The organism is Intrasporangium sp. (assembly GCF_040414665.1).
GTDB lineage: Bacteria > Actinomycetota > Actinomycetes > Actinomycetales > Dermatophilaceae > Intrasporangium.
Map to the genome: position 1 here is coordinate 1 of NZ_JBEDUL010000083.1, position 13,245 is coordinate 13,245.

General features: G+C 70.4%; 13 protein-coding genes and 1 tRNA gene. 4 read left to right on the top strand and 10 right to left on the bottom strand.

What is annotated here, in order from left to right; all coding sequences use genetic code 11:
* Positions 1-1,164: glutamate-1-semialdehyde 2,1-aminomutase (locus tag ABF401_RS09270; RefSeq protein WP_353509262.1), on the top strand; the 1,164-nt coding region annotated here is incomplete at its 5' end.
* A 15-nt stretch (positions 1,165-1,179) separates the two neighbouring features.
* Here the strand turns inward: ABF401_RS09270 and pth are convergent.
* From pth to ABF401_RS09285, 3 genes are all read right to left on the bottom strand, one after another.
* A complete protein-coding gene (pth, locus tag ABF401_RS09275) occupies positions 1,180-1,815 on the bottom strand; it encodes an aminoacyl-tRNA hydrolase (RefSeq protein WP_353509263.1) in 636 nt (211 codons plus the stop codon).
* 68 nt (positions 1,816-1,883) lie between these two features.
* Entirely contained in the window at positions 1,884-2,585 is a 702-nt protein-coding gene (locus ABF401_RS09280) for a 50S ribosomal protein L25/general stress protein Ctc (protein ID WP_353509264.1), read from the bottom strand.
* Positions 2,586-2,885: 300 nt separating this feature from the next.
* Positions 2,886-3,911, bottom strand: coding sequence for an EamA family transporter (locus tag ABF401_RS09285; protein ID WP_353509265.1), 1,026 nt, complete (start codon positions 3,909-3,911; stop codon positions 2,886-2,888).
* Positions 3,912-3,987: 76 nt separating this feature from the next.
* Here ABF401_RS09285 and ABF401_RS09290 point away from each other — a divergent pair, with 76 nt between their 5' ends.
* Positions 3,988-4,545, top strand: coding sequence for a CGNR zinc finger domain-containing protein (locus ABF401_RS09290; protein WP_353509266.1), 558 nt, complete (start codon positions 3,988-3,990; stop codon positions 4,543-4,545).
* 32 nt (positions 4,546-4,577) lie between these two features.
* Here ABF401_RS09290 and ABF401_RS09295 read toward each other — a convergent pair whose 3' ends face one another.
* The 3 genes from ABF401_RS09295 to ABF401_RS09305 form a co-directional block, all read right to left on the bottom strand.
* Entirely contained in the window at positions 4,578-5,558 is a 981-nt protein-coding gene (locus ABF401_RS09295; RefSeq protein ID WP_353509267.1) for a ribose-phosphate diphosphokinase, read from the bottom strand.
* The gene (glmU, locus tag ABF401_RS09300) at positions 5,558-7,003 is read right to left on the bottom strand and encodes a bifunctional UDP-N-acetylglucosamine diphosphorylase/glucosamine-1-phosphate N-acetyltransferase GlmU (RefSeq protein WP_353509268.1); all 1,446 of its coding nucleotides are present in this window, start codon (positions 7,001-7,003) and stop codon (positions 5,558-5,560) included. Before glmU ends, ABF401_RS09295 begins: the two co-directional genes overlap by 1 nt.
* A gap of 161 nt (positions 7,004-7,164) precedes the next feature.
* Positions 7,165-7,243 (bottom strand) — tRNA-Gln (locus tag ABF401_RS09305).
* Positions 7,244-7,382: 139 nt separating this feature from the next.
* On the opposite strand from ABF401_RS09305, the gene ABF401_RS09310 reads away from it, so the two are divergent.
* Positions 7,383-7,985 (top strand): TetR/AcrR family transcriptional regulator, encoded by a 603-nt coding sequence (locus ABF401_RS09310; RefSeq protein ID WP_353509274.1) that lies wholly within the window; start codon positions 7,383-7,385, stop codon positions 7,983-7,985.
* Between the two features lie 75 nt (positions 7,986-8,060).
* Here ABF401_RS09310 and ABF401_RS09315 read toward each other — a convergent pair whose 3' ends face one another.
* Positions 8,061-9,737 (bottom strand): sigma-70 family RNA polymerase sigma factor, encoded by a 1,677-nt coding sequence (locus ABF401_RS09315; RefSeq protein ID WP_353509269.1) that lies wholly within the window; start codon positions 9,735-9,737, stop codon positions 8,061-8,063.
* Between the two features lie 253 nt (positions 9,738-9,990).
* Positions 9,991-10,899, bottom strand: a complete 909-nt coding sequence (locus ABF401_RS09320; protein ID WP_353509270.1) for a methyltransferase domain-containing protein — start codon at positions 10,897-10,899, stop codon at positions 9,991-9,993.
* Between the two features lie 95 nt (positions 10,900-10,994).
* Here ABF401_RS09320 and ABF401_RS09325 point away from each other — a divergent pair, with 95 nt between their 5' ends.
* On the top strand, positions 10,995-11,510 hold the full coding sequence (locus ABF401_RS09325) for a MarR family winged helix-turn-helix transcriptional regulator (RefSeq protein ID WP_353509271.1): 516 nt from the start codon (positions 10,995-10,997) through the stop codon (positions 11,508-11,510).
* Between the two features lie 112 nt (positions 11,511-11,622).
* Here ABF401_RS09325 and ABF401_RS09330 read toward each other — a convergent pair whose 3' ends face one another.
* Positions 11,623-11,979 carry a VOC family protein gene (locus ABF401_RS09330; RefSeq protein WP_353509272.1) on the bottom strand — a complete coding sequence of 119 codons (357 nt, stop codon included), beginning with the start codon at positions 11,977-11,979 and terminating at the stop codon, positions 11,623-11,625.
* 40 nt (positions 11,980-12,019) lie between these two features.
* The coding region (locus ABF401_RS09335; RefSeq protein WP_353509273.1) for an ATP-binding cassette domain-containing protein at positions 12,020-13,245 on the bottom strand (1,226 nt) is incomplete at its 5' end.

Sequence of the window (13,245 nt, forward strand, 5' to 3'; positions counted from 1 at the left end):
GTCACCTTGGGCCACGGCTACCCGCCGGTCGTCGAGGCCGTGTGTCGAGCCGCCCACGACGGTGTCAGTTTCACGAGGCCGAGCCGGTGGGAGCTCGAGGCGGCCGAGCGGTTCCTCGAGCAGGTGCCGACCGCCGACATGGTCAAGTTCGCCAAGAACGGCTCGGACGCCACGACAGCAGCGCTACGGCTGGCCCGCGCGGCGACGGGCCGGGACCTCGTGGCGATCTGTCAGGACCACCCCTTCTTCTCGACCGATGACTGGTTCATCGGGACGACGGGCATGGCCGCCGGCATTCCGCAGAGCCATCGTGACCTCACGGTCGGCTTCCGCTACAACGACCTGAGCTCCGTCGAAGCCATTCTCGAGCGCCATCCCGGCGAGGTCGCCGCCGTCTTCCTCGAGCCTGGGACGGCCCTGACGGAGCCAGCCCCGGGCTTCCTCCAAGGGCTGCGCGACCTGGCCGACCGGGACGGCTTCGTCCTCGTCTTCGACGAGATGATCACCGGCATGCGCTGGTCCGTGGGCGGCGGTCAGGCGGACTACGGCGTCAAGCCGGATCTTTCCACCTGGGGCAAGGCGCTCGGCAACGGCTTCGCCATCTCGGCGCTCGCCGGACGGCGGGACGTCATGGAGCTCGGCGGGATCAACACCGATCGTTCCCGCACCTTCCTCCTGTCGACGACGCATGGCGCAGAGACCACCGGATTGGCCGCCTACCTGAGTGTCAACGATGCCTACCGTGAACGCGACATCGTCGCGATCATGGAGGCGCAGGGCGAGAAGCTTCGTGAAGGCTTCATGCAGGTGGCGCAGGCGCACGGCGTCGAGCAGCACGTCTTCGTCGCGGGGCGCCCTTCCTGTCTGGTCTTCCTGACCAAGGATGCGCAGGGCGAGCCGTCCCAAGCATACCGTGCCCTGTTCCTGCAGGAGCTCCTCCGGCGGGGAGTGCTGGGGCAGTCGCTCGTCATCTCGGCCGCCCACACGGACGAGGACATCCAACAGACGGTCGAGGCCGTGGACGGCGCGCTCGCCGTCTATGCCAAGGCGCTCGCGGCCGGCTCGACCGAGGGCCTGCTCGAAGGCCGCCCGGTCGCGCCCGCGATCCGCGAGTTCGCCAGCCCCCGAGGGCTGGCTCGGCAGGATTCCGTCCGCCAGCCCTGACTGGCTCCGGCGGCGTCAGCGCGGCGCGTGGAACCGCTGTTGGGCCTCGACCAGCCCTACCTCGACGAGCGCCTCCACGGCATCAGCCGCTTCGTCCAGGAGCAACGGCAGCTCCGCCTTCTCGGCCTTCGAGAAGTCCCTGAGGACGTACTCCGCCGGGTCCTGCCGACCGGGCGGCCGGCCGATGCCGACCCGCACGCGCAGGTAGTCCTTCGAGCCGATCGACTGGCTGATGGAACGCAACCCGTTGTGGCCCCCCTCGCCGCCGCCGCGCTTGAGCCGCACGGCACCGGCCTCGATGTCGAGCTCGTCGTGGACGACGATGAGGCGCTCGACCGGGACGTCGAAGTACGTCATCAGCCCGGCGACCGGGCCACCTGACACGTTCATGTAGGTCAGCGGCACGGCCAGCACGAGTTTCGGGCCCGGCACGCGCAGCCGCACCTCGACGACCCGCGCCCGGGCCTTGTGCACCTTGAACGCGGCCGCCCCATCAGCGCCCCCGCGCCGAGAGGCCAGTCGGTCGACCGCCAGCGAGCCGAGGTCATGGCGCGACGCGAGCTCGTCGAGGACCATGGCACCGACGTTGTGGCGGTTCCCTGCATAGTTCGCGCCGGGGTTGCCCAGGCCGACGACGAGCCAGGTATCCATGGCCTCCCTCGCTCAGTGGTGCGGCTGATCCGGCACCGACAGGTGTCGGCGCCGGATCAGCACACGACTCAGGACTCGCTGGACTCGGAAGCAGCCTCGGCCGGCTCGCCCTCCGCAGCCGCCTCACCCTCGGCAGCCGCGGGAGCCTCCGCTGCCTCCTCGCCGGCAGCCTCGTGCTCGATGCCGGCCTCGGCCTCGGCCTCGGCGAGCTCAGCCTCGAGGGCCTCCTCCGAGATGGCCTGCGTCACGTTGACGACGAGCGCCTCCGGGTCCGTGACGAGCGTCGAACCCTCCGGCAGCTGCACGGCTCCCGCGAGGATCTGCGTACCGGCCTGGAGCCCCTCGATCGAGACGACGACGTTGTCGGGGATGTTCGTCGCGAGCGCCTCGAGCTGCAGGGTGTTGTGGTCCAGGGTGACGAGGGTCTCGGGGGCAGCCTCGCCCTCCAGGTGAACCGAGACGTCGACGGTGACCTTCTCGCCCCGGCGGACGACGACGAGGTCGACGTGCTCGATGACCGGCTTGATCGGGTCGCGCTGCACGTCCTTGGCGAGGGCCAGCTGCTCGTCGCCGTCGATGACGATGGTGAGCAGGGCGTTCGTGTGCTTGAGCGCCTGGAACGTGTCGTGTCCCGGGAGCGAGATGTGGACCGGCGCGGTGCCGTGGCCGTACATGACGGCGGGGATGTTGCCGGCGCGCCGGATCTTGCGGGCGGCGCCCTTGCCGAACTCGGTGCGCTTCTCGGCAAGCAGCTTGGTTGCGTCAGACACGGGTACTCCTGAAGTCTCGGTGGTGAGTCGCGGTGTGGGCCTCGACGCGGGACGGTGCGCGGGTGGCTGACGGTCCGCGCGCAGGCGGACCGGACCGGAGTCCAGGTTCCACCGCGTCGATCACGGACCAGCGGCCTTCCAGCCGTGCAACGTCCCTCGCCGAGGCAACCCGTCGATCCTACCGACGGCCGTGGCTGGCACGAAATCGATGATGCCGTATGCCGCTGAGCGTGCTCCCACACAGCCGCCCGCTCCCAGCCCTCCCGCCGTCACCACTCACCGCGGCGAACGTCGGTGGGCTCAGGAGCCGTGGCGCACCGGGTCCTGTCCCAGCGCTCCGGTCGGCAGCAGCTCGGCGGCATAGTCCTCCTCGTCGGTCGCACCCACGCCGACCCCATCCGGACCACCGTCGACCTGCCCCCGCGCTTCGTCCGCTCGAACCGCGATGAGGCCGGCGACGATGAGCACGCCTCCGACGAGCTGGATGGGTGTCGGCAGCTCCGCGAGGACCAGCCAGGCGAACAGCACGGCGAAGAGCACCTCGGAGAGTGCGACGAAGGAGGCCACCTTCGCCCCGAGCATGCGGACCGCCGCGACACCGGCGACATAGGCGAACGCCGCCGCGACGATCGAGATGACGAGGATGGGCACCCACCACGGCACCGACGCGGAGCCGACGACCACGGTGGACGATCCACGAGTCGTATCGAGCACCCCGACGAGGGCGGCGGCCCACAAGACGACGGCACCGACGGTGAGGCCTGAACCGGCCAGGGCGATCGGCGGCAGCTCCTCATCGACCTGGGCGGTGATGAGGAAGTAGAGGACGAGCGATACGGCCGCGGTGAGGCCCCAGAGCACGCCGGCGGTGCTCAACCGCATGCCACCGACGACGTCGAGCACGAGCATGAGGCCCGCCATCGCGAGGATGACGCCGGTGACGGTGAGCCGACGCGGCGCCTGGCCGTGCCGCAGCCACAGCCAGCCGACGATGAGGACGGGGGCGAGGTACTCGAGCAGCAGCGCCACACCGACGGACAGGTGGCTCACCGCGTAGAAGTAGGCGACCTGGCAGCCCGCGACCCCGGTGAGCCCGTAGCCGATGACGAGTCGCGCACTGCGTCGCAGCACTCCCCAGCGCCCGCGGAGCACCCACAGGGTGGGCACGAGAAGGACGACCGCGGCGATGGTGATGCGCAGCGTGACGACCGCGCCGGGCGACCATCCCCCGATGAGCAGCGACTTGGCGAAGGCCCCTGACGTCGCAAAGGCGGCCGAGGACGCTATCGCCGCGCCGAGGCCGAGGAGCGGATGGCGGTGGGCCACGGCAGTTCCTCCCTGTCAGGGGTAAAATACATTAGACTCATGACGGTAGCGAGAGTCGAAGTCAGGAGTCAAGAGCGTGTTCACCCATGACGCAGAGGACGCTCTCCTCTGGGGCGCCGAGCTGGTCAACACGATGCCCGGATCGGTCCCGGGCGACACGTCGCCCGACACCCTGACGACGATCGAGGAGCTCGACGCCCTCTTCGCGAACCTGCCGTGGACGGGCCGCTTCGACCGCGACCCGGCCGAGCTCGAGGCGGTCCGCGACCTTCGGCCGCGGCTGCGCCGGTTCTGGGAGTCGAGCGAGCCCGAGGTCGTCACGATGGTCAACGGCGTGCTGCGCGAGGCCGGCGCCGTCCCGCAGCTCGTCGACCACGACGGGGTCGGCTGGCACGTCCACGCGACGCCTCTCGAGGCCCCGCTCGCCGAGCGCATGGCGGTGGAGTTCGCCTTCGCGATGGTCGACGTCGTCCGAGCGGGCGGGCTCGACCGGCTCCGGGTCTGCGAGGGCGAGGACTGCGACGACGTCGTCGTCGACCTGTCCAAGAACCGGTCGCGGCGGTACTGCGACGGCGGGTGCGCTGCCCGCGCGCACACCGCCGCCTACCGGGCCCGCAAGGCCGGCCGCACCTGACCTTTGGTCGAGTGTGCAGCTCGTGTCGGGCCTCAGGCCTTGCCGTCGAAGAGCTTGGTGACCGAGCCGTCCTCGAAGACCTCGCGGATCGCCTGTGACACGAGCGGCGCGATGGACAGGACGGTCAGCTTGTCGAAGCGCCTGTCGTCGGGGATGGGCAAGGTGTTGGTGAGGACGACCTCCTCGACCTTGCACGCCTTGAGCCGGTCCACGGCCGGGCCGGACAGGATCCCGTGGGTCGCAGCGATGACGACACCCTGGGCGCCGTCGTCCATGAGCGCATCGGCGGCCTTCGTGATGGTGCCGGCGGTGTCGATCATGTCGTCGACGAGCACGCAGACGCGGCCCTTGATCTCGCCGACGACCCGGTTGGCGACGACCTCGTTGGGCCGGTTGATGTCGCGGGTCTTGTGGATGAACGCGAGTGGCGCGCCACCGAGCCGGTTCGACCAGTCCTCGGCGACCTTGATCCGCCCGGCGTCCGGGGAGACCACGGCCAGGTCGAGGTGGCCGTACTTGTTCCTCACGTGCTCGGTGAGGATGGGCAGCGCCATGAGATGGTCGACCGGCCCGTCGAAGAAGCCCTGGACCTGCGCGGTGTGCAGGTCGATGGCCATGAGGCGATCCGCCCCCGCGACCTTGAACAGGTCGGCCATGAGCCGGGCGGAGATCGGCTCGCGACCGCGGTGCTTCTTGTCCTGACGTGCGTAGCCATAGAAGGGCAACACCACGGTGATCCGTTTGGCCGAGGCGCGCTTCAACGCGTCGACCATGATGAGGTGCTCCATGATCCACTCGTTGATCGGCGACGTGTGGCTCTGGATGACGAAGGCGTCGCAGCCTCGGACGGACTCCTCGTAGCGGACGTAGATCTCACCGTTCGCGAAGTCGTAGGCGCTGGTCGGGACCAGCTCGGTGCCGAGGGCGTCCGCGACCTCCTGGGCGAGCTGGGGGTGAGCTCGACCGGAGAACACCATGAGGTGCTTCTCGGTCGTCTTGTGGATCGAGCTCATCACTCGTCGCCCTTCGTCTCCGTGGCCGCGCGGGCAGCGTCAGCCATCTTGGTCCCGGCGAAGCGACGGGCGACCCAGCCGTCGATGTTGCGCTGTTGCGCCGCCCGGGTCACGGCCAGCTGCCCGGGCTCGACGTCCTTGATGACCGCCGATCCCGCGGCGATGTACGCGCCGTCCCCGATGTGTCGTGGCGCGACGATGACCGAGTTGCTCCCGACGAAGGTTCCGGCACCGATGTTGGTGTGTCCCTTGGTGACGCCGTCGTAGTTGGCGAAGATCGTGCCGGCGCCGATGTTGGCACCGGCCCCGATCGTCGCGTCACCGCAGTAGGTCAGGTGCGGCACCTTCGCGCCGGTGCCGATGGTGGCGTTCTTCGTCTCGACGAAGGCGCCGATCTTCCCTTGGGCACCGAGGTTGCTCCCGGGGCGCAGATAGGAGAACGGGCCGACCTTGGCTCCCGCTCCGATGACGGCGAGCTCGGCATGCGTGCGCACCACACTCGCTGCGTCGCCCACCTCCACGTCCTTGAGGGTGGTGTCGGGTCCGATGTCACACTCGGTCCCGATCGTCGAGGCCCCGTGGATCTGGGTGCCCGGGTGGATCACCGTGTCGGGTCCGATCGTGACGTCCGCGTCGATCCAGGTCGTGGCCGGGTCGATGACGATCGCGCCGTCGCGCATCGCCTGCTCGACCGTCCGTCGGTTGAGCTCCGCACCGAGGCGGGCGAGCTGGACCTTGTCGTTGACACCCTCGGTCTGCCAGAGGTCGTCGATGAGGTGGGCGTGCACCCCAAGTCCCCGCCGCGTGCTGATGCCGACGACGTCGGTGAGGTACTTCTCCCCCTGGGCATTGTCGGTGCCCACCTCGGCGAGGGCCCCGCGGAGGAACTCGAGGTCGAACGCGTAGATCCCGGAGTTGACCTCGTGGATCGCACGCTGCTGCTCCGTCGCGTCCTTCTGCTCGACGATCGCCGCCACGGCGCCGTCCGGCCCGCGCACGATCCGGCCGTAGCCGGTCGGGTCGTCGAGCGAGGCCGTGATCATGGTGACCGCGTCGGCGCTCGCGTCGTGCACGTCACAGAGCCGGCTCAGGGTCTGGGACGTGAGCAGCGGCACGTCGCCATAGGTCACGAGGATCGTGCCGGTCAGGTCACCCGGGAGCGACTCCAGCGCGCACTCGACCGCCCGGCCGGTGCCCTTGATCTCGTCCTGGTCGACGATGAGCGCGTCCTCGTCGTGCTCGGCGATGTGCGCTGCGACGCGATCACGCTCGTGCCGCACGACGACGGCGAGATGGAGCGGGTCAACGCCTCGGGCTGCCCGGAGCGCGTGACCGACGAGCGAGCGCCCACCGATCGTGTGGAGGACCTTTGGGGTGGTGGACTTCATGCGCGTGCCCTCGCCTGCGGCAAGGACGATCACGGCGGTCGGCCGGCGATCGCTCACGGGTGGCAGCTCCTCCTGGTCGGATGGCGTGCTCCCCCAGGGTGCTGCCCGGGGCGCCGCAGCCATGCTACTAGCGGCAAATCTGCCTGCTCGCCCGCTGCTTCGGGCCGCGGTGGCGGACCTCACATCCGCGCCGTCCGTGCTGGCTAGAACGTGGTCGGCTCCCCGGGTAGGAATCGAACCTACGTCGCTTGTCCTGATTCAAAGTCAGGCGGGCCCTGCCAGCAGACCAACCGGGGATCGCCCGTGCGCATGCGCCCAAGGCATCCCACAGGGTAGTGCAGCGGGCCTTCCGGGCCGGAATCGCCCGCACCGGCAGAATGGGGCGGTGACCTCCGACGCTGCCGAAGCTCCCCGGTCCTCGCGGCCCCGCAACCGGATGACCGGACCGCAGCGGCGGGAGCAGCTGATCGAGGTGGGCCGGCGGGTCTTCGCGGACCGGGGCTTCGAGGCGGCGACGGTCGAGGAGATCGCGTCGCGCGCGAAGGTGTCCAAGCCGGTCGTGTACGAGCACTTCGGCGGCAAGGAAGGCCTCTATGCCGTCGTCGTCGACCGCGAGATCCAGCGGCTGCTCGCAGGGATCGCGGCCGCGCTCGAGGGCGGCGCGCCGGCCCGGCACCTGCTCGAGCGGGCCACCCTGGCCTTGCTCGACTACATCGAGAGCGACTCGGAGGGTTTCCGGATCCTCGTGCGCGATTCGCCGCCGGGCCAGTCGACGGGCTCGTTCGCCAGCGTTCTGGGGGTCGTCGCGACTCGCGTCGAGCACCTGCTCGCGGTGGAGTTCAAGCGCCGTGGCCTCGACCCGAAATCGGCCCCCATTCACGCACAGATGCTCGTCGGCATGGTGGCGTTGACGGGCCAGTGGTGGCTCAATCGCAGGAAGTTCAAGAAGGAGCAGGTTGCCGCCCACTTGGTCAACCTCGCGTGGAACGGGCTCGCCGGGCTCGAGCCCTCCCCCCACCTGGAGACGTCCCGGCGCTGACGAACCACCATGCCGTATGCCGCTGAGCTCGCTCCCCTGCCCAGCCGACCTGGGCACGTGGCTGGGTCGCGGCGGTCAGGCGAGGGACAGCGTCTGCGTGCGCGTTGCACCGGTCGAGTCGGTGATCACCACGCGGATCGGTGACGGGGCCCCGAGACCCGACTGGAGCAGCATCGCCTGGCCGTGCTCGCCCGTGCAGCGGAGCGATGACGGGCCGAGGGAGGTGCAGGCCCACGAGCTGTTGCGCACCGTGAGCTCACCGCCCGCCGGGGTCGACACGACGACGCTGAGCCGGCCCTGGACACCCCGGACCTTGAGCAGGAACCGGGTCGAGTCACGTTGTTGGACGACGTGGACCGAGGCCGTCGCCGGTGACACGCGTTGCACCGGTGGGGCGGTTGGCGGTGGTGGCGTCGCCGGCGGTGAGGTCGCCGGTGGTGTGGGTGTCGGCTCACTGCTCGGCAGTCGCGGAGTGCGGGTGAAGACGGCCGACGGAGAGGTGGCGGTGCTGCGGACCGGGACTGGCTGGACGGGCTGTGTCGACGTCGGAGCCTGCACCAGGACGGGGGTCGGGACGGGGGCGATGACTCGGGGTCGCACCGACGTGGGCGTCGGCGGTTGGGTAGCACTCGTCGGCGGGGGCGGCGGGGTGGTTGGTGCGGCCTGCGCCGGCGGGGAGGTCGAGGTCACCGCGGGCGGCTGGGCCGCGACGACCGGCTGTGCTGGCAGGGGGACCGCGCTGGCGAGCCCCACGCCGATGGCGATGCCCGCTGCGAGGGTGGTGGCCCGGCCGGCCAGCTGACCGGCAGCGTCCCCGACGCCCGAGCCGGGTGGCGGGCTCGACGCGGCCGCACCCGCCGCGCTCCCTGCCGCGCCGACAGTCCCAGCCGCCCCCGCCGTGGCGCCGGACGCGAGACCAGCGAGCGCGGCCGCGTTGACGAACCCTGGCGTGGAGACACCGGCGAGGAGGACGAGGGGGACGATGAGGGCCGGGAACTCGCTGTGGATCGCTCGAAGGTCGGCGGCCACGAGCGAGGCGTGCTGGCACGTCTTGAGGTGCTCTTCGACGCGGGCGTTCTGCCGCTTGGGTAGGCGGCCGCGGGCGTACGCCCCCAGGTGCGAGATGACCCAGCGACACTCGTCGTTGTCCGCGCTGGACAGGCTCCGCCTCGCACAGGCGTCGAGGTACTGGGCTCGCAGTGCCTCCCGAGCGCGCATGGCGCGCGCGCTCACGGCGTTGGCGGACATGCCGAGGACCGGGGCGAGCGTGCGCGGCGCCTCCCCCTCGACGGTGGTGTGCCACAGGACGCGTTGGTCCCGCTCGGAGAGACCGCGGAACGCGGTGCGGATGAGGTCGGCGTCGAAGACCTCTCCCACCTCGTTCAGGTCGTCGACAGCGGGCTCGCTGAGCCGCTCGAGCTCGTCGTCCTCTGCGGGGACGACCTTGAGCTCGCGGCGACCTTGGTCGATGGCGACCGTCTTCACCGCCGACAGGAAGTAGGCACGGAAGTGCTCGTCGGGTCCCTTGCCCTCCTGGATCAACGAGAAGACGCGTGCGGACGCCTCGGCGACGATGTCCTCGGCCGCAGTCCGGTTCCGGTACTTGGTCGCGACGGCGTACGCAGCCGGGAGGTGGCGGCGCCAGAGCTCTCCGAACGCCTCCGCCGAGCCCTCTCGGCTGCGCGCGAGAAGGTAGAGGTCAGCGGCCGAGGACCACGCCTCGCTCGACCACATGGACGTGTCAGCCGCCACGCGCTACCTTCCACTGCTGCCGGAGCTCTGGAGGAGCCCAGACCAGTGTGCCAAGCGGGCGGGAACCGCGTCGACTCCGCCTCGCGGGCGCGACCTCGGTCGGCGAGTGCGTCCCGCCCCTCCGGCGAACTCCCTCCACCAAACTCGCCGGATGGGCGGAACCTGACGGCGGCGAATCCCGGCCAGGCTCCCTCCCCTGACTACCAGGAGTTGAACGACCGTCGTCACCAGTTGAGACGAGGCTCCCCGCCTTTCATGACGGGATTTCCGACGTGTCCGGAGAATTCCCGCGCGGCGTCCCGGTGGGCTCGCCGGTCTTGTGGGCCACGGCGAAGAGCCGGGTGAAGGGAAAGAGCACGCCAAAGGGACGGCGGGGGTAGGCCGCCTCGAGCTCGCGCTCGTAGTCGGCGAGGAAGGCATCCCGTTCCTCGTCCTCGCGCAGCACGCCGAGGACTGGGCGCAGGCCGGTGCCTCGAACCCATTCGAGCACCGGGTGCTCGGCGCCCTCCTCGGAGGCCAGCACCTGCAGGTAGGTCGTCTGCCAGGCGTCGACGTCCGCCCCGAGGTCGAGCAGCAGGGCGGCGTAGGTCTCGAGCAGGGCGACGGACCTGGCCCGGTCGAGACCGGGCGCCAGCTCGGCGGCCCGCGGGTGGCGCGCCGCCACGTCACGCATGAGCCGGTGCGACGGTGCGTCGAAGTTCGCGGGAACCTGCATCGCAAAGGTGCCACCCGCCGGCAGCTCCTCGAACCAGGCCGGGATGAGGCGCAGGTGTGTGGGCACCCACTGGAGGGTCGCGTTGGTCACCAGGACGTCCACCGGCCCATCTGCGGCCGCCGGTTCCCACTCCTCCGCCAAGGCCTCGACCCACTGGACCCGGCCGTCAGGGTCGAGCTCACGAGCCTTGGCCAGCATCTCCGGAGAGCTGTCCACCCCGATGACGACGGCATCCGGCCAACGCGCGGCCAGGGTCAGGGTGAGCTCTCCGGGCCCGCAGCCCAGGTCGACGATCCGCCGCGGCGAGAGCGTCGGGATCCGCGCGACCAGCTCGTGAAAGGGCCGGCTGCGATGGTCGGCAAAGTGCGAGTACTGCATCGGGTCCCAGGCGGCATCCGGCGTCGCTGCTCCAGTGCCGCGGCTGAGGTCGTCAGTTTGCGGTTTCACAGGTCCCCCTTGGTGGTCGTGCAGGTCACGTGTGTCATGCCATCCTCACATTCCCTTGACGTCAAGAGTCTTGACGCTGCTTCTAGAGTGGGCTCATGAGCCCCGACCGCGTGCCCGTCGACGACGTCGATGTCATCGTCTCCGCGTGGCGCCGCGAACGGCCCGACCTCGACGTCACACCGCTCGAGGTGCTCTCCCGCGTGTCCCGGCTGGCCCGGCGTCTCGACCTCGCCCGCGGCTCCGCCTTCGCGGAGCACCTGCTCGACGGGTGGGCCTTCGACGTCCTCTCCGCCCTGCGTCGCGCCGGCGAGCCCTATGAGCTCTCGCCGGGCCAGCTCGTCCAGCAGACGCTCGTCACGTCCGGCACCATGACCAACCGGGTGGACCGCCTCGAGCGCAGTGGCTTCGTCGAGCGCCGACCCGACCCGAACGACCGCCGCGGGGTGCTCGTGCACCTGACGCCCCGGGGTCGCGACGTTGTCGATGCGGCGATGGCCGACCTCATCGAGCACGAGAAGGCGCTCCTGTCCGAGCTCTCGCCGACGGACCAGGTCACCCTCGCCTCGCTGCTCCGACGCATGCTCGCTCCCCTGGAGTCGCGGGAGCGCTGACTCGACCCGGCCGCTCACGCGCTCCCACTCCATCGAGTGCGCACCTGCCCGATCGAGTGAACAGCTTCTGCCCCCCGAAAGCTGTTCACTCGATCAACACGCGACACGAACCTCATCCCTGCTGGAACTCGAGGCGGTTTCCCACCGGGTCGCTCGTGTGGAAGCGCCGCACCCCGGGGATGCTGTCGTCCCACGTCACGGGTGCCCCGGAGGCCGCGACCCGCTCCGCGAGAGCGTCGACGTCGTCGACACTGATCCCGGGGTGCGCCTTGCGAGCGGGCCGGAAGCCCTCCTCGATGCCCACGTGCAGCTCCAGGCTTCCGGATCGAAACCACGCTCCGCCTCTGGCGCGCAGCCGCTCGGGTTTCTCGAGCTCGGTCATGCCGAGCACCGCACCGTAGAAGGAGCGCATGGCGTCCTCACAGCCTGTCGGACCGGACACCTGAACGTGGTGGAGGAACATCGTCATGCCCTCGAAAGTATCTTGATATCAAGATACTTTCAACCCTTCAGCCGACGACCTCGGCAGCCTCGAGCCACTCGAGCTCGAGCTGCTCCTTCTCGGCGACGACCTCCTCGAGCCGCGCGTTGAGGTCCCCGAGTGCCGCGGGGTCGGTCGCCGCCGCGGCCATCTCGCCGTGCAGCCGCGCCTCTCGGTCGGCAAGGCGCGTCAGCTGCTTCTCGATCCGCGCCATCGCCTTGCGCGCCTCCCTCAGCTCCGCCGCGCTCGCGCTCGGGGTGCCCGACCCCGCCCCGTCACCAACGTCCGGTATGCCGCTCTGCTGGCTCAGCGGCATACGGCTCGGTTTGGGGTGTGGCTGGGCTGCGCGAAGGCGCAGGTACTCGTCAACGCCACCGGGGAGGTCCCGCAGTCTCCCGTCGCCGAGGAGCGCGAGCTGGTGGTCGCAGGCCCGCTCGAGGAGGTAGCGGTCATGGCTGACGATGATGAGCGTCCCGGCCCATCCGTCGAGGACGTCCTCGAGGCTGGTCAGCGTCTCGATGTCGAGGTCGTTGGTCGGCTCGTCGAGGATGAGGACGTTCGGCTCCTCAAGGAGCAGGCGGGTCAGCTGGAGGCGGCGCCGCTCGCCACCGGAGAGGTCGCCGACGCGGGCCTGCTGCCTGCCGCCGGGGAAGCCGAGACGCGTGCCAAGCTGGCCGGCGCTGATCTCCTTGCCGCCCAACGTGGTCCATTGGCGGACGTCCTCGATGGCCTCGATGACCCGCCAGGACTCCAGACGGTCGAGCTCGCGGACCTCCTGTGTCAGATGGGCGATGGCGACGGTCTTGCCGACCTTGCGACGGCCACTCGTCAGGGGCTGCTCGCCGGTGAGGGCGCGCAGGAGCGTCGACTTGCCGGCTCCGTTGACGCCGACGAGACCGACGCGTTCCCCGGGGGCGAGCCGCCAGGTGACGCGGTCGAGGATGGTCCGCTCGGTCGGGGGCTGACCCAGCACGACGGTGGCGTCCTCGAGGTCGAGCACGTCCTTGCCGAGGCGCTTCGTCGCGAAGGAGGCGAGCTCGACGTTGTCGCGCGGTGGCGGCTCATCGGAGATGAGCGCGTTGGCGGCGTCGATGCGGAACTTGGGCTTGCTCGTCCGGGCGGGCGGGCCGCGGCGCAGCCAGGCGAGCTCCTTGCGCATGAGGTTGGCGCGGCGGTCGGCGACGACGCCGGCGAGCCGGTCCCGCTCCGCCTTCGCGAGGACGTAGGCGGCGTAGCCACCCTCGAAGGGGTTGA